The 19,656-nt window shown below is 75.4% G+C and carries 18 protein-coding genes; 16 read left to right on the top strand and 2 right to left on the bottom strand.

The window, feature by feature from the left end:
- Positions 1-131: 131 nt before the first annotated feature.
- The 6 genes from ABZ495_RS12665 (at position 132) to ABZ495_RS12690 (ending at position 5,664) form a co-directional block, all read left to right on the top strand.
- Positions 132-995, top strand: a complete 864-nt coding sequence (locus tag ABZ495_RS12665) for a MerR family transcriptional regulator (RefSeq protein WP_359804270.1) — start codon at positions 132-134, stop codon at positions 993-995.
- Positions 996-1,405: 410 nt separating this feature from the next.
- On the top strand, positions 1,406-2,776 hold the full coding sequence (locus ABZ495_RS12670; RefSeq protein ID WP_359835648.1) for an MFS transporter: 1,371 nt from the start codon (positions 1,406-1,408) through the stop codon (positions 2,774-2,776).
- A 113-nt stretch (positions 2,777-2,889) separates the two neighbouring features.
- Positions 2,890-3,228, top strand: coding sequence for a type VII secretion target (locus tag ABZ495_RS12675; protein ID WP_329490535.1), 339 nt, complete (start codon positions 2,890-2,892; stop codon positions 3,226-3,228).
- Positions 3,225-4,784, top strand: coding sequence for a hypothetical protein (locus tag ABZ495_RS12680; RefSeq protein ID WP_329490534.1), 1,560 nt, complete (start codon positions 3,225-3,227; stop codon positions 4,782-4,784). The genes ABZ495_RS12675 and ABZ495_RS12680 overlap by 4 nt, the downstream gene beginning before the upstream one ends.
- Complete coding sequence (locus tag ABZ495_RS12685; RefSeq protein ID WP_329490533.1) at positions 4,781-5,170, top strand: hypothetical protein; 390 nt, start codon at positions 4,781-4,783, stop codon at positions 5,168-5,170. Before ABZ495_RS12680 ends, ABZ495_RS12685 begins: the two co-directional genes overlap by 4 nt.
- The gene (locus ABZ495_RS12690) at positions 5,167-5,664 is read left to right on the top strand and encodes a hypothetical protein (RefSeq protein WP_359804267.1); all 498 of its coding nucleotides are present in this window, start codon (positions 5,167-5,169) and stop codon (positions 5,662-5,664) included. The genes ABZ495_RS12685 and ABZ495_RS12690 overlap by 4 nt, the downstream gene beginning before the upstream one ends.
- Before the next feature lie 135 nt (positions 5,665-5,799).
- On the opposite strand, the gene ABZ495_RS12695 is transcribed toward ABZ495_RS12690, so the two are convergent.
- Positions 5,800-6,201, bottom strand: a complete 402-nt coding sequence (locus tag ABZ495_RS12695; protein WP_329490531.1) for a VOC family protein — start codon at positions 6,199-6,201, stop codon at positions 5,800-5,802.
- A gap of 59 nt (positions 6,202-6,260) precedes the next feature.
- Complete coding sequence (locus tag ABZ495_RS12700) at positions 6,261-7,067, bottom strand: (2Fe-2S)-binding protein (protein WP_359804266.1); 807 nt, start codon at positions 7,065-7,067, stop codon at positions 6,261-6,263.
- A 210-nt stretch (positions 7,068-7,277) separates the two neighbouring features.
- Here ABZ495_RS12700 and ABZ495_RS12705 point away from each other — a divergent pair, with 210 nt between their 5' ends.
- The 10 genes from ABZ495_RS12705 (at position 7,278) to ABZ495_RS12750 (ending at position 19,632) form a co-directional block, all read left to right on the top strand.
- Entirely contained in the window at positions 7,278-8,240 is a 963-nt protein-coding gene (locus ABZ495_RS12705; protein WP_329492333.1) for an iron ABC transporter permease, read from the top strand.
- On the top strand, positions 8,237-9,289 hold the full coding sequence (locus ABZ495_RS12710) for an iron ABC transporter permease (protein WP_359835649.1): 1,053 nt from the start codon (positions 8,237-8,239) through the stop codon (positions 9,287-9,289). Before ABZ495_RS12705 ends, ABZ495_RS12710 begins: the two co-directional genes overlap by 4 nt.
- Complete coding sequence (locus tag ABZ495_RS12715) at positions 9,286-10,131, top strand: ABC transporter ATP-binding protein (RefSeq protein ID WP_359835651.1); 846 nt, start codon at positions 9,286-9,288, stop codon at positions 10,129-10,131. The genes ABZ495_RS12710 and ABZ495_RS12715 overlap by 4 nt, the downstream gene beginning before the upstream one ends.
- A 110-nt stretch (positions 10,132-10,241) precedes the next feature.
- On the top strand, positions 10,242-11,246 hold the full coding sequence (locus tag ABZ495_RS12720; RefSeq protein ID WP_359835653.1) for an iron-siderophore ABC transporter substrate-binding protein: 1,005 nt from the start codon (positions 10,242-10,244) through the stop codon (positions 11,244-11,246).
- A gap of 141 nt (positions 11,247-11,387) precedes the next feature.
- Positions 11,388-12,602, top strand: a complete 1,215-nt coding sequence (locus tag ABZ495_RS12725; protein WP_359835655.1) for an ATP-grasp domain-containing protein — start codon at positions 11,388-11,390, stop codon at positions 12,600-12,602.
- A gap of 65 nt (positions 12,603-12,667) precedes the next feature.
- Positions 12,668-14,404, top strand: coding sequence for an IucA/IucC family protein (locus ABZ495_RS12730; protein WP_359835695.1), 1,737 nt, complete (start codon positions 12,668-12,670; stop codon positions 14,402-14,404).
- A complete protein-coding gene (locus ABZ495_RS12735; RefSeq protein WP_359835657.1) occupies positions 14,401-15,657 on the top strand; it encodes an MFS transporter in 1,257 nt (418 codons plus the stop codon). Before ABZ495_RS12730 ends, ABZ495_RS12735 begins: the two co-directional genes overlap by 4 nt.
- Entirely contained in the window at positions 15,654-17,384 is a 1,731-nt protein-coding gene (locus ABZ495_RS12740) for an IucA/IucC family protein (RefSeq protein WP_359804260.1), read from the top strand. Before ABZ495_RS12735 ends, ABZ495_RS12740 begins: the two co-directional genes overlap by 4 nt.
- A gap of 85 nt (positions 17,385-17,469) precedes the next feature.
- A complete protein-coding gene (locus tag ABZ495_RS12745; RefSeq protein ID WP_359835659.1) occupies positions 17,470-18,690 on the top strand; it encodes a type III PLP-dependent enzyme in 1,221 nt (406 codons plus the stop codon).
- A gap of 141 nt (positions 18,691-18,831) precedes the next feature.
- Positions 18,832-19,632, top strand: a complete 801-nt coding sequence (locus tag ABZ495_RS12750; RefSeq protein ID WP_359835697.1) for an inositol monophosphatase — start codon at positions 18,832-18,834, stop codon at positions 19,630-19,632.
- The last annotated feature ends 24 nt before the right edge of the window (positions 19,633-19,656 follow it).

The following is a 19,656-nucleotide window of genomic DNA, read 5'->3' on the forward strand; positions in this document are numbered from 1 at the left end:
CGTGCCGTCATGCCGTCGCGATAACCATGCCAGCAATCACTGGCACGATTGGCAGAGTAGCCCCTGTCGCCGACGGGGGGAAGAAGCCCGGCCACGTCACTTCGGCGATCGCCGGTCCTATGCTGAGCGCCGTGGACAAGGTCAGAGCGGGTGCGGGCGACGGACGACGCGAGTACCGGGTGGAGGAGCTGGCCGAGGCGGCCGGCATCACCACCCGGACGCTGCGTTTCTACCGCGAGCGCAAGCTGCTCCAGCCGCCGCGCAAGGAGGGCCGGATCGCCTGGTACGGCGAGGCCCATCTGCACCGGCTCGGCGTGATCGCCGAACTGCTGGAGCGCGGCCACACCCTGGGCGGCATCGCCGAGCTAATCGGCGCCGGGGAGAGCGGCCGGGACGTCGCCGAGCTGATCGGCCTGGAGGCCGCGATCATCGCGCCCTGGTCGGACGAGACGCCCGTCCACCTCGACTGGGACGAGCTGAAGACCGCCTTCGGCGACCAGCTCACCGAGGAGAACACCGCCGAGTCCGTCGCCCAGGGCTACATCTCGGTCGAGGAGGACGGGATCACCCACGTCAGCCGCCGGCTGATGGACGCCACCACGGCCCTGGTCGCCGAAGGCGTGCCGCTCGCGGTCGTGCTGGAGGCCAGCCGCCGCGCCCAGGAGCACGTGGACGCGATCGCCGAGATCTTCATCGCGCTGGCCCGTGACCAGCTCCTGGGCCCGCTCGCCGCCGACACCCCGCTGCCCCCCGGTGAGGCGGCCCGCCTCACCGAGCAGATCCTCCGGGTGCGGCCACTGGCCCGGACGGTCACGGACGCCCAGTTCGCCCTGGCCATGGACCGGCGGGTGCACGCCGAGTACGACGGGCTGCTGCGCCAGCGCCGGGAGCAGCGGGAGGACGGCGGTACGGACGACCGGCAGGACGGCGGAGCGGACGACCGGCGGGACGCGGACGGCCGGGGCGACCCCGGCACGCCCCGCGCGCAGGCGTAGCCGCACCCTCCCGCGGGCAGGGATCCCGGGCGGGTCTACCAGGTGGACGACGGCCTCTGGATGCTCGGCATCGGCTACACGGGCGCGGGGCAGATCCTGGACCGGATCCGCGCCGCGCTGGTCGGCTGAGCCGGTCCGGCCGCACCACGGTCCGGCCACCCTCGGACCGCCCTCGGACCCGGCGCACCGAACCGGGCGGGTCGCGCCGCGCCGGGCGACCCTCCGGCCGCCCTTGGGCGGTCCTCCAAGGTGACCGAACGCTCCGACTCGACTGCGCTGGGTGATCGTACGGTTACCCGGGTGATCATCCAGGTCGTACGGTCGGAGCTCACCCGCGGGCCGCCGGTACCGGCTCGGGCCGGTGGTGGGAGGCGGGCGCCCACCCCGGCTCCGCGTGGGGGTGCAGCACGATGTCCGTGGTCACGAGGTTCCGTTCGGCGGCGCAGCTGACGGGCGGTGGGGTGCTGCTCTGGTCGCTGCTCGGCCGGCTGCCGAACGCGATGTGCCCGATCGGCACCCTGCTGCTGGTCACCCGGAACGCCGGCAGCGTCTGGCGCGGCTCGGTGGTGGCCGGGGCGCTGGCCCTCGGTCAGGCGGTCGGCGGGCCGCTGGTCGGCCGGCTCGCGGACCGGCGCGGGCAGCGCACCGTCGGCCTGGTCACCGCGCTCGTCAACACGGTCGCGGTGCTCGCCCTGGTGGCCGCGTCCGAGGGCGGTCTGCCGCTCGCCGCGCAGATCGCGCCGGCCGCGCTGATCGGCCTCTCGGTCCCGCTGGTCGGGCCGCTGTCACGCAGCCGCTGGGTCCGGCTGGCGGGCGGGGACGCGGAGTTGACGTCCTCGATGCTCTCGCTGGACGGCATCGTGGACGAGGTCAGCTTCACCACCGGGCCGGCCCTGGTCGGTCTGCTCGCCACCCTGGTCTCCCCCGCCGCCGGGCTGCTCACCGCGGCGGCGCTGGTCGGCGTCGGCGCCACCCTGTTCGCGCTGCACCCGACCGCGCCGCCCGGTACCGGACCGGACGCCCGGCGGCGCTCCGCCGAGCCCCTGATGAGCCCTCCGTACGTGCTGCTGCTCGCCGGGATGGCGCTGCTGGGCGCCTGCTTCGGCTCGGTGCAGGTCGGGGTCACCGCCACCACGGACGCGCTGGGCCGGCCCGGTGCGGCGGGGTTGATCTACGGCTTCATGGGATTCACCAGTGCCTTCGCGGGCATCGCCACCGCCGCGCTGCCGGCCCGTTGGGAGCTGGCGGCCCGGTTGCGGGCCGGAACGGTCCTGCTGTTCGCCACCTCCGTCCTGCTGCTCTTCTCCGGCGGCGGCGTACTCGCCCTGGCCGGAGCCGTCGGGTGCCTGGGCATGGCCGTCGCACCTCAGATGATCACCATGTTCGGCCTGGTGGAGCGGACCGTGCCGACGGCGCGGCTCGGCGAGGCGATGGCGGCGCTGGTCAGCGCGATCATCCTGGCCCAGTCGGCGGGAACGTTCCTCGGCGGCTGGACGGCCGACCACCTCGCACCCGAAGCGCCGTTCCGGATCACCGTCGTCGCCGCGGCGGCCGCCCTGCTGCTCACCGCCGCGACGGCCACCGACCGCCGCTACCCGCGCCGTTCGGCGCTGCCGGTACCACTGCCGGCAGCGGTACCGGTGAAGGCGGACACCCTGGACCCGGCGGTCGAGCCGGCCCCGGCCCGTGGGGTGAAGACCGCGCAGAACGCCCCGAATGTGCGGCCGTTGCGGGCCGGCCGTGAAGAAAGCGAGGAGCCGATCCGGCCCTCCCGGGCGTAATACCCTGTCCCCCACCACAGGTTAGGCTCTCTCCCCGGTGTCCGCGCCGTACCGTCGCGCGGGCACCGGTGGCAGGTGGACCGACGGACCGGAAGACGGGGGAACGGGGAAGCATGAGCGACGGAGCAGCGCCGGGCGGCGGCGGGGACGGATACGGCGTCAGCGTGGCCGGTCTGAGCGGCGTCACGGACCAACTGAACAAGACGGCGACGGACATCGCCGCGGCCAAGACCGCCTACGCGGGCTCGGTCTGCTACGCGGCCACCGCCTTCGGCGAGTTCGGCATGGACAGTGCGTGGTCCTCCTTCGACAGCGCCTGGTCGAAGGAGATCACCGTCACCCAGCGCGCGCTGGACGAGCTGTCCCAGAAGATGTCGACCACCACGGCCAACTACCGCAACGCGGAGAAGGCCATCACGGCCTCGCTGGTGCCGGCGGGCGGCGGCCGGTGAGCAAGGTCAAGGATCTGGAGAAGGCGCGGCACACCATCGAGAAGGTGAACTTCATGTTCGCCAACCTCCACCTGCTGGAGGGGATCGACCAGGCGCTGGCCGTGCCGGAGCCGGTCGGCGACGTGAGCGCCGTGCAGGCCCGCGCCAAGGACTACGGACAGGCGGCGGCCTCCTTCGGCCAGGCCTCGCAGGACCTCTCCGGGATCGCCACCAACCAGCTGCCCGCGGTCTGGAGCGGCTCGGTGGCCGAGCACGCGACGCAGGCGATCCACGCGATGTCGGAGGAGACCACCACCTCCCAGCAGACCCTCGCCCAGGCCGCCGTCCTGCTGGACACCTGGGCGAGCGAGCTGGACTGGGCGAAGAAGACCGACACCCAGGGCCGCGAACAGCTGCGGTCCGCCGGGGAGCGGGCCCGCCAGGACCCGGGCGGCTTCGACCAGGACGCGATGGCGACCGCGCTGGCCGGCGTCGACGCCCGGCTCGCGGCGGCCCGGCGGGTGGAGAGCACCGGCACCAGCACCGCCAGCAAGCTGAACCAGCTGGCCTCCGCGGCGCGCGCCTCGCGCGCCGGGATGGGCTCGATCGACCCGCTGGCCGCGGTGGTCCTGGCCACCGAGAAGAACCCCGGCGCGGGCGAGGACGGCGGCTACATCCTCACGCCCAACCAGCTCGACCGGGCCAACCAGACCCTCGGTGTGATGACCGGCGCCGACCAGGCGGCGTTCCGCGCGCTGCTGTCCGGCGCGAAGTCCCCCGAGGAGGCGGCCTACCTCTGGAAGGCGCTGGCGGCCGGGCACTCGGTGTCCGACATCCAGCGGTTCGACGCCCAGATCCACCCGCACGGCGACGACCCGGCCTGGCTCGCCAAGCACCTCGTGCCGGCCACCAGCACCGGCGACACCGGCCGGGAGTCCTCGGACAACCTCGACGTCACCTACGGCGGCCAGAACGTCAACATCGACGGCTACGGCCTCTATTCGCAGCGCAACGTCAGCGACTGCGTGGCGGCCTCCACCGTGATCGCCCAGGCCAAGCTGGACCCGCTGATGATGTTCCAGCTGACCACCGGCGGCACCCCGGACGCCCCCGGCGCCGACTCCCCGGAGAACTTCGAGAAGCGGCTGCAGGACACGTACCTCAACGAGTACAAGGACGGCCAGCGGGTCGACGGGAACAAGAAGGTCTACCCGCAGGTGGACAGCGGGCTCGGGCCGAAGGCCCAGACCTACCTGGCCGACAAGGACCTCGGCAAGGCCACCGGCGCCGACTACGAGCACGTCGAGCTGGAGAGCGACGAGGACCGGCGGGCGGCGCTGGCGCGGATCGAGAAGTCCGTCGACGAGGGCCTGCCCGTCCCGATCACCGTGCGGAACGACGACTCGGGTCACCAGATGATGATCATCGGGCGGGACGGTGACAAGCTGCAGGTCTACAACCCCTGGGGCTTCACCTCCTGGGTGACCGAGGAGCAGTTCGTCAACAGCCAGCTCGGCGGACTGACCCCCGGTGAACACCCCCTCAACAAGTCGACCGCGCTGGAGCTGCCGAAATGACGAACGTCCGCCCCGACGCCGAACTGGCGGACCTCGACGTCGCCGCCGCCATCACCCGTGGCCTGCTGCTCACCGGTGGCCCGCGCCAGGCCCTGTTCACCGAGGCCGCCATCGCGGCCGCCCACCGCGCCGAGGCGGCGGGCATCGGCGCGTACCCGCTGGGCTTCCTGGCCCAGCACGTCCGCGCCGGCGGCTTCGCGGCGGCCCTCGCGCTGCCCGAGCCGGTCATCGGCGAGCCGGGCCGGACCGTCGTCCGCGAGTGGCTGCAGGCCGCCGCCGCGAGCGGCGCCGACCTCGGGCGCGAGCACCTGTTCGCGCGCTGGCTGGCGGAGGTCGCGGCGCTGATCGAGCTGCGGCGCAACGCCCGGGAGGCGGACGCCCGGTGACCGCCCGATCCCCGCGCCGCCCGCTCGCCCTCGCGGCCGCCGCCCTGCTGGCCCTGGCGCCGGTGGCCGGCTGTTCGTCCTCCGGCGGGCCGTCGTCGGACGAGCGGCCGGACACCGTCCTCGCCCTGCCCGCCGACCTGGAGGCCGAGGCCGTGGCCGGCGGCAAGCCGGCCTTCGAACCGGCCGACGTCCACCTGGCCGTCGGCCGCTCGGTCGGCGTCAGCCTGACCTCCGCCCCGCTGCCGCACGGCTGGCAGCTGACCGGCGAGGGCGACCGCGCCGTCCTGCACCGGGACGCGGACGCCAAGTTGAGCAGCTGCCCGCCCGACTCCGCGGGCTGCGGCCACACCGTCCGCCAGACCTGGACCGCGACCGCCGCCGGCAGCACCACGCTCACCTGGCACTACGTCGACCGGGCCTCCTGCCGCGAGCCCGGCAACGCCGCCTCCTGCAAGGTGCTGGCGGTCAAGGACGTCCGGGTCACCGTCGGCTGACCGCCGCCGGGGCCCGGGGAGACCGGCCGGGCCGCCGAGGCCGGGGCGAGTCGGGAGCAACGGCGCTCATGGAGTGGGAAGTCGGCCGGGCCGACTTCCCACTCCGGCGGCGACGCCCGGACCCGGCAGGCGGGGTCAGGCGCCCCAGGTCCGGCTGCAGAGCACCAGCCGGTACCCGTCCGGGTCTGCGACGGTCACGCCGTACTCGTCCCAGTACGGGTTGTGCGCGGCGACCCGGGTGCCGCCGGCGGCCTCCAGCCTGGCCACGGCGGCCTCGTCGACCGGCGCGCCCAGGTAGACGACGAAGAGGTCGTCCACGGTCGGCGTCGGCTCCAGCGGGTGCTCCGGGTCGCGGGTGAGCTCGAAGTGCCAGCTGCCGCCGGCCGGGCCGACCATGATCAGGTCGTGCTCGCCGGACACCCGCTCGGTGGTGCGCCAGAGGACGTCGAGCCCCAGGCCGTCGACGTAGAACCGCTCGGCGGCGGCGAGGTCCCGGGAGGGGCGGGCGACCCGCACCCGCATCGTCGAATCGATCATCGGGCGAGCCTATCCGGGCACCTGACATCCCCTCAGCCCGGGGGCCGGGGGCGCCCGCCTCAGAGCCGCCGCAGCCGCTCCTCGTCCGGCGTCCGGGGGCAGGTGATACAGGCGGAGTCCGGCCGGATCGCGTAGTAGAGGCAGCAGCCGAGCCGGGTGCGGGTCGGGTGGCCGCGCCCGTCCTCGCCGCGCAGGAGGCGGAAGTCGGCGGCGCCGAGCAGCGGCTGGGTGCCGCCGGGCAGCACCGCTCCGGCGGCCGCGACGGCGGCGGACTCCTCGCCGAGCATCCGGCCGAGGTACCAGACGGCGGAGGCCAGATCGTCCGTCACCATGCCCCACAGGGCGCGGGTGCCGCGCCGGGTGGCGCCCGAGAAGGCGGTGAGCAGCGGCTCGACGTGGGTGACGACGGAGGCGCGCAGTTCGGCGCGCAGTTCGTCGTCGCCCGGCAGCGTGCTGTGAGCGCGTGGACGGAGTGCGAAGTCACCCGTGGGGGCGTGCATCCAGAGGTCCGCGCCGTCGATGACGGGGACCCGGCGGGCGAGGTGCCAGGGGCCGGCGATCAGGACGCAGACCGACCAGAGGTAGTGGTGCAGCAGCCGGGAGGCGGTGACGTGGGGGCGCGGGGCCTTGCCGTGCTCGGCGGCGATCCGGGCCTCCTCACCGGCCAGCGCGTCGGCCAGCGCGGTCGGATCCGCCGCCAGCTCGACGGCGGAGTACCAGCCCTGAGCACGTGTGGGCGCGGCCTCGACCGCGCCGAGCACGTCGACCCGCAGGGCCGGGGCGAGGTCCAGCAGCCGCCGGTAGTCCGCGTAGAGAGGACAAGGGGCGCATGGGGCGGCGGGCACGGGTGTGGCCCCCAAGATCATCGGTACTCCCCGAGATCGGCTAAGGTGAGCCTCACCTTATACGCGGTACGCGCGCCACGGGGGCCAAACTCGGCCTGGTCCGTACCAAGTCGCCAGGACTTGACGAGATAAGGATTGCCTAACCTAAGATCTCGCCCTGTGCTGAGAACCGACCCGCCGGCCGCCACGGCCCCGGCGGTCCCCCGACATCCGACGCTACGGCGGCCGCTCCTGCTGGCCGCCGGCGTCTGCGCGCTCGTGCTGTGCGCCGCGCTGAGCCTCGCTCTCGGCTCCCGCTCCATCCCGCTCTCCACCGTGATCGACGCTCTGACCGGCGCCGGGCACGGCGGCGACGCCGACGTGGTGACGGGCCTTCGGGTCCCCCGGACGGTCATCGGGCTGACGATCGGGGCGGCGCTCGGCGCCGCCGGCGCGGTCGCCCAGGGCGTCACCCGCAACCCGCTCGCCTCACCCGTCACGCTGGGGATCAACGCGGGCGCGGGCTTCGCCGTGGTCGCCGCGATCTACGCCCTCGGCCTCACCCGGCCGGTCGAGTACCTCTGGTTCGCCTTCGCCGGCGCGGCCGTCGCCGCGGTGGCCGCCTACGCGATGTCCCGCCGGGGCGGCGACCTCGACCCCGTCCGGCTGGCCCTCGGCGGCACCGTGCTCACCGTGGTGCTCACCTCCTGGACCTCGGCACTGATGCTGGCCAGTCACCGCACGCTGGACGAGGCGCGGTTCTGGCTGGCCGGCTCCATCGCCGGGCGCCATCTGGACACCCTGACGCCCCTGCTGCCGTTCCTGGCGCTCGGGCTGGTCGGCGCGTTCGCCGTGGCCCCCTCGCTCAACGCGCTCGCCCTCGGCGACGAGAGCGCCCAGGCGCTCGGCGTGCCGGTGGCCCGGATCCGGGTGCTCGGCGGTCTGACCGTCGTCCTGCTGGCCGGCAGCGCCGTCGCCGTCGCCGGACCGATCGCCTTCGTCGGGCTGGCGGCGCCGCACCTGGTCCGGCCGCTGCTCGGAAACGACCACCGCTGGCTGCTGCCGGGCTGCCTGATCACCGGTCCGCTGCTGCTGCTCGCGGCCGACGTGCTGGGCCGGCTGGTGGCCCGGCCGTCCGAGATCGAGGTCGGCATCGTGACGGCCTTCCTCGGCGCGCCGCTGCTCGCGGTGCTGGCCCGGAAGGTGGCCCGATGAGCGTCCTGACCCCGGCGGTGCCCGCCACCGCCGTCGGCACGGCGGCCCGGCGCCGGGCCCGCACCGCCGCCTGGTCGCTGCTCGCCGCCGCCCTGCTGGTCCTGCTGACCGGGATCGCGCTCGGCACCGGCCAGGTCGAGATGTCGGTCTGGGAGGCGCTGCGCGCCCTGGTCGGGCTCGGCGACGCCGGGAACGTGCTGGTGGTGCAGGATTTCCGGGCACCCCGGGTGGTCTCCGCCCTGATCGCGGGCGCCGCGCTCGCGGTGGCCGGCTCGATGCTGCAACGGCTCTTCCGCAACCCCCTGGCCTCCCCCGACACCATCGGCGTCACCGGCGGCGCGTCGTTCGGCGCGGTGCTGATGCTCGCCACCGGCGCCTCGCAGGAGCTGATCCCGCTCGCCGCGCTCGGCGGCGGGCTGCTCGCCGCCCTGCTGCTCGGCGGCTTCGCCTGGCGGTCGCGGATGGCCGTCACCCGGCTGGTGCTGGTCGGCCTGGCGGTCCAGCAGGGCCTGGCCGCGGCGGTGAACCTGATGATCGTCCGGTTCCCCGCCGAGCTGGCCTCCTCGGCGATGCAGTGGACCACCGGCTCGCTCTACGGACGGGACTGGACCGAGGTCTGGATCGGCGGCACCGCCATCGCGCTCACCGTCGTCGCCGTGGTGCTCAGCCAGCGACGGGTCGCCGTGCTCGACCTCGGCGACGACTCGGCCGGCGGCCTCGGCCTGAACCCGAACCGCGACCGGCTCGTCCTGCTGCTGCTCTCCATCGCGCTGGCCTCGCTGGCCGCCGCGCTCACCGGACCGGTCGCCTTCGTGGCGCTCGCCGTCCCGCACCTGGTCCGCCTGCTGGCCGGACCGCCCACCCTCGGCACGCTCGGCCTCACCGCGCTCGCCGGCGCCGTGCTGCTGCTCTCCGCCGACCTCCTGGTGCTCCATGTGATCCCCGTCCACGGCCTGCCGGTCGGTGCCGTCACCGCCACCCTCGGCGCGCCCTGGCTCCTGGCGCTGATGATCCGCCAGGGCCGGCTTCCCCAGAGGAGCGACCGATGACCCCCGACGTGGCGACCCCCTCCACGGCCCTCGACCCGGCGGCCAACCGCCTCGCCGCCCACGGCCTGCACCTGCGCTACGGCAACCGGGTGATCGTCGACGGCCTCGACCTGGAGCTGCCCGGCGGCGCCGTCACCGCGATCGTGGGCCCGAACGCCTGCGGCAAGTCGACCCTGCTGCGCGGCCTGGTCCGGCTGCTCGGCCCGGCCGCCGGCACCGTCACCCTGGACGGCTCGGACATCCACCGGATGTCCGCCCGGGCGCTCGCCAAGCGGATGGGCCTGCTCCCGCAGCAGCCCGTCACCCCCGAGGCGATCACCGTCGAGGCGCTGGTCCGGCTCGGCCGCTTCCCGCACCAGCGGCTGCTCACCCCCTGGTCCAAGGCCGACCAGGCCGCCGTCGAGGACGCGCTGGCCCGCACCGGCACCACCGACCTGCGCGACCAGCAGGTGGACCGGCTCTCCGGCGGCCAGCGCCAGCGCGCCTGGATCGCGCTCGCGCTCGCCCAGGACACCGACCTGCTGCTGCTCGACGAGCCCACCACCTTCCTGGACCTCCGGCACCAGCTGGACGTCCTCGACCTGGTCGCCGACCTGCACGCCGAGGCCGGCCGCACCGTCGTCATGGTGCTGCACGACCTCGGGCAGGCCGCCCGCTACGCGGACCACCTGGTCGTCCTCAAGGACGGCCGGCTGGCCGCCGCCGGACCGCCCGCCGAGGTGCTGACCGCCGACCTGGTGGAGGCCGTCTTCCAGGTGCCGTGCCAGGTCGTGCCCGACCCGGAGACCGGCACCCCGCTGGTCGTCCCGCGAGCCCGGACCGGGCGGGCCGCCGCCCGCTGACCCGCCCGACCGCTCCGCGGCCGGCCCCGCTCACCCGTGGACCGCGCCGCCGCCCCGCCGCACCCCGCCGGCACCGTCCGGCACCCCCGCACCGAAGAGAAGGAACCGTCATGACCCGCTCCGCCCGCGCCCGCAGAGTCCCCGCCGCGCTCCTCGCCGCCGCGCTCTCCACCACGCTGCTCGCCGCCTGCGGCAGCAACGGCGGCGACAGCGCCGAGCCCGCCGGAGACGCCGCCTCCGCCCCCGCCGCGGCCGGCTTCCCGCGCAGCGTCACGCACGCCGCCGGCACCGCGGAGATCAAGGCCCAGCCCAAGCGCGTCGTGGTCCTGGACAGCGGTGAGCTGGACGACGTCACCCTGCTGGGCATCACCCCGGTCGGCGCGGTCTCCCCGCACATGAAGACCGAGGGCGGCTTCCCGAACTACCTCAAGGACAAGATCAAGGACACCAAGGACGTCGGCCCGATGGCCGAGCCGAACCTGGAGCTGATCGCCTCCCTCAAGCCCGACCTGATCCTCTCCTCGAAGGTCCGGCACGCCAAGGTCTACGACAAGCTCAACGCCATCGCGCCGACCGTGCTCGCCGAGACCACCGGCTTCCCCTGGAAGGAGAACCTCGCCCTCTACGCCCAGGCCCTCGGCAAGGAGGCCGAGGCCAAGAAGGCGCTGACCGACTACGAGGCCCGCGCGGCCAGGCTCGGCGAGGCGATCAAGGCCAAGAACGGCGGCACCGAGCCGACCGCCTCGGTGGTCCGCTTCGTGGCCGGCCCGACCCGCCTCTACGCCAAGGCCTCCTACAGCGGCGTGGTCCTGAAGGACGTCGGCCTGAGCCGCCCGGCCGCCCAGGACGTGGACCAGAACATCATCGAGGTGAGCGCCGAGCAGATCAACCAGGCCGACGCCGACCTGGTCTTCGTCACCGTCGCCGACGACCCGACCAAGACCAAGCAGAGCGAGGTCCAGGGCACGCCGGTCTGGCAGGGCCTGAACGCCGTCAAGAACGCCAAGGTGTTCAACGTGCCGGACGAGACCTGGATGTCCGGCATCGGCGTCCAGGCCGCCGAGGCCATGCTCGGTGACATCGCCAAGGCCGCCGGCGTCGACGCGCCCAGGTAGCCGCCCGCCCCGGGTGCGCGGGGCGGGGGCCCACCGCCCCGCCCCGCGCCACGCGCCCCGCGTGGCCGCCCGCCCGGCCGCCCGGCCCCAGGCCTCGCCCCTCGCCCCTCGCCCCTCGCCCCCGTCACGGAGAGACCCGACATGCGGCTCTACCTGCTCGCCCTCAACCCCACCGACTCGGTCACCCAGGGCTTCCTCCCGGCCGCCGCACGGCTCGGGCTCGACGTCACGGTGCTCACCGACCACGCCGAGCCGCACCGGGACGCCTACGCCGCGCTGGCGTCCGCGCCGGAGGTGGTGGAGTGCGACGTCCGGGACTTCCGCGAGGTGATCGGGCTGATCTCCCGGCGGGAGGCCCCCGACGCGGTGTTCAGCAACAGCGACCACCTGCAGACCCAGACCGCCCTGGCCGCCGAGTACTTCGGGCTGCCGGCCAAGGACTGGAAGGCGGCCCTGCGGGCCAAGAACAAGGGCGAGCTGCGCCGCCACCTGACCGCCGCCGGCCTGGACGCCGTCCGCTCCTTCGAGCTCGACCCCGGCCAGGACCCCTCCGCGCTGCGGGAGTTCGACGTCCCCTTCCCGGCCGTGGTGAAACCGCGCGAGGGCGTCGCCAGCGAGGACGTCTCGCTGGTCGGCGACCGCGCGGAGCTGGAGCTGCGCTGCGCCGAGATCCAGCGGCGGCGGCCCGGCGCGGCGCTGGTCGTCGAGGAGTTCCTGGACGGGCAGTTGTGCACCCTGGAGACGCTCGGCGACGGGAAGCGGCGGCACGTCCTCGGCGGGCTGCGGACCAGACTCTCCGCTCCCCCGCACTTCATCGAGGAGATGCTGGAGTTCGTCCCCGACCACCCGCGGCCGGTGGTCGAGCAGATCCTCGCGCAGCTGGACGCCGTCGGCGTCGGACTCGGCGCCTGCCACACCGAGTTCGTCGTGCAGCCGGACGGCCGGGCGCGCATCATCGAGGTCAACTACCGTGCCATCGGCGACCAGTGCGACCTGATGCTCGCCGAGATCCTCGACATCCCGCTGTTCGAGCACATCCTCGCCGCGCACCTCGGCCGTGAGCTGCCCGAAGGCCTCACGGAGCACTGCGCGGCCACCGCGAAGCGGGCCCGCAACGAGGCGGTCTGCGCGGACCGGGCCGGCACCCTCACCGCCGCGCCCGGCCCGCACCACGAGGAGCGCGACGGCGTCCGGCTCAGCTACCAGCCGGTCCGCCCGCTCGGTGAGCGCCACGAGCTCCACCACACCAACCGCGACTACCTCGGCGTGATCTGGGCCGTCGGCACCGACCAGCAGGCCGTGGACGCCGCCGTCGCCCGCTTCGTCGCGGCCAACCGCTGGGAGATCACCCCGTGAGCGCCGCCACCCGCCCCGCCCCGCCGTGCGACGCCGGGCCCGGCACCCCCACCGCCGCCGAGCAGTTGGCGCTGCGGGTACTCTCCGCGCTGCTGCGCGAGGACGTGCTCGGGCTGCGGACCCGCAGCACCCCGCAGGACCGCGCGGACGGCCGCTGGCTGCTGCTGGCCCCGGCCGGCCTCGCCCTGCCGGTGGTCGCCGAGGGCTTCCAGAGCGAGTACGCGGCCCGGCTCCCGCTGCTGGAGCTGGACGGCGCCCCGCTGACCGGTCTGGAAGCCGTCCTGGCGGCCCTGACCGGCCTCGCCGAGGCGGCGGACCGGCCCGGCTGGGCGGCGTTCACCGAGGAGTGCCGGCAGACCCTCGCCACCATGGAGCTGCACGAGCGCACCCGGGCCGAGGTGCACACCGCCCTCACCGACCTCTACGGCGCGGACCCGGCCCGCTGGAGCGGCCCCGCCGCCGCCCTGGGGCACGACGCCCTGGCCGCCCACCTCGACCACCCGGTCTACCCCACCGCCCGCGGCCGCTCCGGTCTCACCGAGCCGCAGCTGCGCGCCTACGCACCGGAGTTCCACCCGGCCTTCGAACTGCGCTGGCTCGCCGTCCCGGCCGGTGCCCTCACCGTGCACGGCGACCGGCCGCTGCCCAGCTGGTGGCCCACCCCGAGCTGGCTCGGCCTCGACCTGGCGGGCGGTGACGACGCCTGGACCACCCTGCCCGTGCACCCGCTCACGGTGGGCGAGCCGCTCGCCGGGGCACTGCGGGCGGCCGGCCTCGACGGCCGCGCGGTTCTCGCCGACCGGCCCTACCTGACCGTCGTGCCCACCCTCTCCATGCGCACCGTGGCCGTCGCCGACGACCCCGGCCACCACCTCAAACTCCCGCTCGCCACCGCCACCCTGGGCCGGCTCAACCGCCGCACCATCAAGCCGGGGACCCTGGTCGACGGCGCCGCCGGGCAGCGGCTGATCGAGGCCGTGCTGGCCCGCGAACCCCGCTTCGCCGAGCGGATCCTGCACGCCGACGAGCAGAGCTGGGCCCACGCCGGCCACGAACTGCTCGCCGTGCTGCTCCGCCGCTACCCCGCCGACGCCGGCCTGGACCGCGCCGTGACCGTCCCGCTGGCCGCCCTGCTGGCTCCCGCCCCCGGCGGACGCCTGGTGATCGACCACCTGGCCGACCGCTTCCACGGCGGCGACCCGGTCGCCCTCTACGACGCCCTGCTGGACCTGCTGCTCGACTGGCAGGCCACGCTCTTCGGCTACGGCATCGCGCTGGAGTCCCACCAGCAGAACACCTCGGTGGTGTTCGACGAGGACGGCGGCCTGCGGCTGCTCTACAAGGACGACGACGGGCCGCGGATCCACGCCGGCCGGCTCGCCGCCACGCTGGGCGAACACGGCCCGGGCCGGGCGGAGTTCGACGACGCCCGGATCTTCGGCGACGGCGACCGGCCGCTGACCGACCTCTTCGCCACCATCACCGGCCACCTCTGCACCAGCTCCCTGGCGTTCGGCCTCGCCGCCCACGGCCGCGCCGAACTGGGCGACCTGCTCGACCTGCTGCGCAAACGGCTGGCGGAGGCCACCGAACGGATCGGGCCGGCCGGCGCACCTCTGCGCGCCGCCCTGCTGGACGCCGAGCGACTGCCGGTCAAGGCGATGGTGACCGCCGGGACCCTGCTCACCAAGCAGCGCTCGGGCGCCGCCGACATCAACAAGCACTACACCGACGGGCCCAACTACCTCCGCCCGGACGCCGTCGCGGCAGCACCGGCGGGCGGCGCCGGGGCCACCCGATGAGCGTCGACACCCTGCCACAGCACCCCGGCAGCGCCACCCGCCCCGAGGGGCTCGGCCGGCGCCAGGTGCACGCGGTGGCCGCCTGCTACTTCGTCGCCTCCTTCGCCGCCCTCGGCCTGCCGCCCTACCTGACGGCCATCCTCCCGGCCCTCGGCGACCCGCAGGGCCGCTGGGCGGGCGTGCTCTACATCGTCCCGACCGTGTTCAGCGCCCTCGGTGCCCCGCTCTGGGGCCGGCTCGCCGACCGGTTCGGCCGCAAACGGCTGCTGCTCCGCGCCCAACTCGGCCTCACCGTCTCGTTCCTGCTGGCCGGCGCCGCCGACAGCCTGCCCGCGTTCACGCTCGCGCTCGTCCTCCAGGGCTTCCTCGGCGGCACCTTCGCCGCCACCAACGGCTACCTGGCGGCCGCCCTGGACGGCTCGAAGCTCTCCCTCGCGCTGACCCTGATGCAGGGCAGCGCCCGGGCCGCGCTGGTCGCCGCGCCGATCCTGGTCGGCGCGCTCTCCCCGTGGATCGACCCGCACCGGCAGTACCTGCTGATGGCCGTCCTGCCGCTGACCGCGGCCCTGTTCCTGTCGCTCCTGCCGGAGCCCGACCCGGCCGCCCGGGGCGGCGGCGGCCCGGCCACCGACACCAGTACCGACACCGGCAGCGACCGGGCCCCCAGCGCCGCGGCCGCCCGACCCGCCCCGATCGGCCTGCTCTACACCTTCGAGTTCGTGTTCGTCTTCGCCACCGTCATCTCGTTCCCCTATCTGATATCCCTGGCGCAGGAGCGGCTGCCCGGGGTCTCGGGCACGACGACCGGCATCCTGTTCGCCCTGCCGCACCTGTGCTACCTGGCGTTCGCCGCCCGTACGCACACCGCCTTCCTCGCCCGCCCGCACGCCGGCATCGCGCTGGGCTTCGGCTTCGTCGCGCTCGGCCTCGCCGGGCACGCCGCCGCGCACTCGCTGGTGGCGTTCGTCGCCGTCCGGCTGCTGCTCGGGGCCGGGCTCACCCTCGGCCTGGTCTGCCTCTCCGTGCTGGCCGCCGAGGCCGCCCGCGGCCGGGCACCGGGGCGGATGTTCGGCACCCTCGAATTCGTCTCCAAGGGCGGTGCGGTGGCCGCCGGCGCCGTCGCCGCGCTGGCCAACGGCCGCTTCGGCGCCGCCGCCCCCGTGCTGGTCGGCACCGCCGCCGCACTGCTGGCCGCCACCGCGGCCGCCACACTCGTCTTCCCGACCCGCATCCGCTGGAGTAGTCGCCGATGACACACGACCTGACCGACCACGAACTGCCCACCCCCGACGACGCGGTCGCCCACACCCTGCTCAACTGCCTGCTGCGGGAGGTCTCGGGACCGGAACACCAGACCGCGGTCACCGACGGTCGGCTGCTGCTGCGCCTGCCCCGCCGGGGCGTCCTGCTCCGGGTCGCGCTGCGCCGCACCTCGCTGCTCGGCGCGCACCGCTTCACCGGCCCGGTCGAGGAGGAACGGGCCGCGGGCTGGGTCCCGTTGGCCTGGCGGGAGCTCGCCGGGCACGTCCAGGACGAGCTGGAGCTGCGCACCGGCACGGTGAACGAGGAGTTCCTCGACCAGCTGGCGTCCAGTCACGCGGGCGTGCGCGCCGGGCTGGAGAACCGGCCGGCCCCGGGCCCGGACCGCTACCTGGAGTCCGAGCAGGCCCTGCTGTTCGGCCACCGCTTCCACCCCGCGCCCAAGTCCCGCTCGGCCGAGCGCGGCGACTGGCGCGCCTACGCCCCCGAGTCGCGCGCCGCGTTCCGGCTGCGGCACCTCGCCGTGCGGCGGGAGCTGATCGCGGAGTCCTCGCTGGACGCCTCGGCGACGGCGCTGCTGGACGGCCTGGGCCGGGCCCCGGTCGGCTACCGGCTGCTGCCCGTCCACCCCTGGCAGTACGAACTCCTCGCCGACCACCCGCTGCTGCGCGGCGCCCTGGAGCGCGGGGACGTCGTGGACCTCGGGCCCGGCGGTGAGCCCTTCGCCGCGACCGCCTCGGTGCGCACGCTGCACGGCGCGGGCGCGTTCCTGAAGTTCAGCCTCAACGTGCGGATCACCAACTGCCTGCGCAAGAACGCGGCGTACGAGCTGACCGGCGCCGTCGCGCTGACCCGGCTGCTGGCCCCCGCGCTGGGCGACCTCGCCGAGCGGTACCCGAACGCCGCGATGCTGCGCGAACCGGCCTTCCGCACGCTGGCCCTGCCGGGCGCGGACGGCCTCCCCGACCGGGCCCTGTACGAGGGCTTGGGCCTGATCGTCCGCGAGGGCTTCGCCGGGGTGCTGCGGCCCGGCGTCACCCCGCTGCTGGCCGCCGCCGTCGCCGACGAGCACCCGACCAGCTCCGCGCACATCTCGCGGCTGCTCGGCGGGGACGCCGACGCCCGCGAGGCGCTCGCCTGGTGGACGGACTACCTGCGGCTGCTCGTCCCGCCGGTGCTCGCCGCCTACTTCGACCACGGCGTGGTGCTGGAACCGCACCTGCAGAACGTGCTGATCGGCGTCGACGCCGCCGGGCGGCCCGCCCAGGTGCTCTTCCGCGACCTGGAGGGCACCAAGCTCGTCCCCGACCGCAATGCCGCGCTGCTCGCCGCGCTGCCGCCGGAGGTGGCCGGCCCGATGGCCTACGACGCCGAGCGCGGCTGGGACCGGGTGGTCTACTGCCTGCTGGTCAACCACGTCGCCGAGCTGCTGGCCGCGCTCGCCGACCGCCACCCGGAGGCGGAGGGCGCCCTGTGGGAGGCCGTCCGGGACACCCTGCAGGAGTACGCCGACGCGCACGGCCGCCCGCCCCGGCTGCGTGCCCTGCTGGCCGGGGTGCCGCTGCCCGCCAAGGCGAATCTGCTCACCCGCTGGGAGCGCCGCCCCGACCGCGAGGCGGGCTACGTCCGGCTGCCCTCGCCGCTGGCCGGCTCCGTCCTGGCGGAGGCCGCGCGGCTGCGCCTGCCGGCCGCCCGCACGCCGGCCTGGAGCAGCCGGTGAGCCCCGCCCGCCCCCCGACCGCCGACCGGGTGCGGCGCAGGCCCGCCCGCCGCCCGACCGCCGCCGTCCCCACCTGGAGTCACCGATGACCGACGCCGTCCGCCGGCACGTCGCCGCGCTCGCCCCGGAGGCGCTGCCCGCGTACGTCTACGACCTGGCGGCGCTGCGTGCGCACGCCGCCGCCGTCCGGGCCGCGCTGCCCGCCCGCGTCGAGCTGTACTACGCCGCCAAGGCCAACCCGGAGGCGCCCGTGCTGGCCGCGCTGCGGGCCGCCGTCGACGGCTACGAGGTCTCCAGCGGCGGCGAGCTGGCCCACGTACGGCAGGCCGTCCCGGACGCGCCGCTGGCCTTCGGCGGACCGGGCAAGACGCCCGCCGAGATCGTGGCCGCCCTGGACGCCGGGGTGCACCGCTGGCACGTCGAGAGCGAGCAGGAGCTGTACCGGCTCGCCGCCGCCCTGACCGACCGGCCGGACGCCGCGGTGGACGTCCTGCTGCGGGTCAACCTGCCGGTGGGCGCGGGCGCGCTGGACACGGTGGCGCTCTCGATGGGCGGCCGCCCGACCCCGTTCGGGCTGGACCCGGACCGCGCCGAGGCCTGCGCCCGGCTGCTGACCGACCCGCTCGGGCCCTTCGGCCCGCTGCTCCCCCGGCTGAGGCTGCGCGGCGTGCACGCCCACCTGGCGAGCGGGCTGGCGGCGGCGGAGCAGCTCGCCGTCGCCGGGCAGATCGTCGAGTGGTCGGCCCGCACGGCCCGGCGGCACGGGTTCGCGCTGGCGGAGGTCAACGTGGGCGGCGGCATGGCAGTCGACTACGCGGACCCCCGGGCCCGCTTCGACTGGACGGCCTTCGGCGAGGGCCTGGCGAAGCTGCTGGAGCGCCACCCGGGGCCGACCCTGCGGATCGAGCCGGGCCGCGCGCTGACCGCGTACTGCGGCTGGTACGCCACCGAGGTGCTGGACGTGAAGCAGAGCCACGGCGCGGACTTCGCGGTGGTCCGCGGCGGCACCCACCACCTGCGCACCCCGGCCACCCGGGGGCACGACCAGCCGTTCGCCGTGCTGCCGGTCGACGCCTGGCCGCACCCGTGGCCGCGCCCGGCCGTCACCACCGGCCGGGCCACCCTGGCCGGGCAGCTCTGCACCCCGAAGGACGTCCTCGCGCACGCCGCCCCGGCGGCGCGGGGCCTGCGGACCGCGGACCGGGTGCTCTTCGCGATGGCCGGCGCCTACGCGTGGAACATCTCGCACCACGAATTCCTGATGCACCCCCGCCCGGGCTTCCACTACCTGGGCGAGGACGGCTGACGGCGGCCGGGCGGCGGACCGGGAGCGCGTCCCCCGGCCCGGCGCCCGGCGCCCGAGACGGGCGCTCCGGGGGCTGGCGAAGGTCAACACCGCACTGACGTGCGAAAGTGGTAGCCAGCGAAGGGAGCGCGCAACGTGCTGATGGACAGGGTGGCGGAGATTCTCGCCGAGGCGTGCGCCGAGGTGGTGGAGCCGCGGTTCCGCGCGCTGGCAGCCGGCGAGGTCATGGAGAAGGCCCCCGGCGAGGTCGTGACGATCGCCGACCGCGAGGCCGAGGTGATCATCGAACGGCGGCTGCGCGAGCTGCTGCCCGTCCCGGTGGTCGGCGAGGAGGCCGTGTCCGCCGATCCGTCGCTCGCGCTGGCCCTGCACACGGAGCCCGCCGCCTGGCTGGTCGACCCGGTCGACGGCACCTCGAACTTCATCGCCGGCCGCCCCGACTACGCCGTGATGGCCTCGCTGGTCCGGTCCGGGCAGACCGTCGCCTCCTGGATCTGGCAGCCGGCCACCGCCACCTGTTACACCGCCGAGCTCGGCTCCGGCGCCTGGTGCAACGGCGAGCGGCTGACCAGGCCCCTCGCGGCCGGCCCGCCGACCGAGTGGCGCGGCTCGCTGAAGAGCCGCTTCCTGGAGCCGGAGCTGCGCCGGACGCTGGAGGCGAACGCCGCGGCCGGCTTCGGCGAGATCACCCCGGGCCGCAACGCGGCCGGGATCGAGTACCCGGACCTCGTCGACGGCGCGCTGGACTTCATCCTCTACTGGCGCACCCTGCCGTGGGACCACGCGCCCGGTTCGCTGCTGGTCACCGAGGCCGGCGGGGTCTCCGCCCGGCTCGACGGCAAGCCCTACCGGCCGGAGGCCCCGGGCGGCGAGGAGGGCCTGCTGGTCGCCGCCGACCCGGACTGCTGGGAGCGCGCCCGCGCCGTCCTGTTCGGCCGGTAGGGGCCAGGAGCTGGCCGGGCCTCC

Source organism: Kitasatospora sp. NPDC005748, from assembly GCF_040630735.1.
Classification (GTDB): Bacteria; Actinomycetota; Actinomycetes; order Streptomycetales; family Streptomycetaceae; genus Kitasatospora.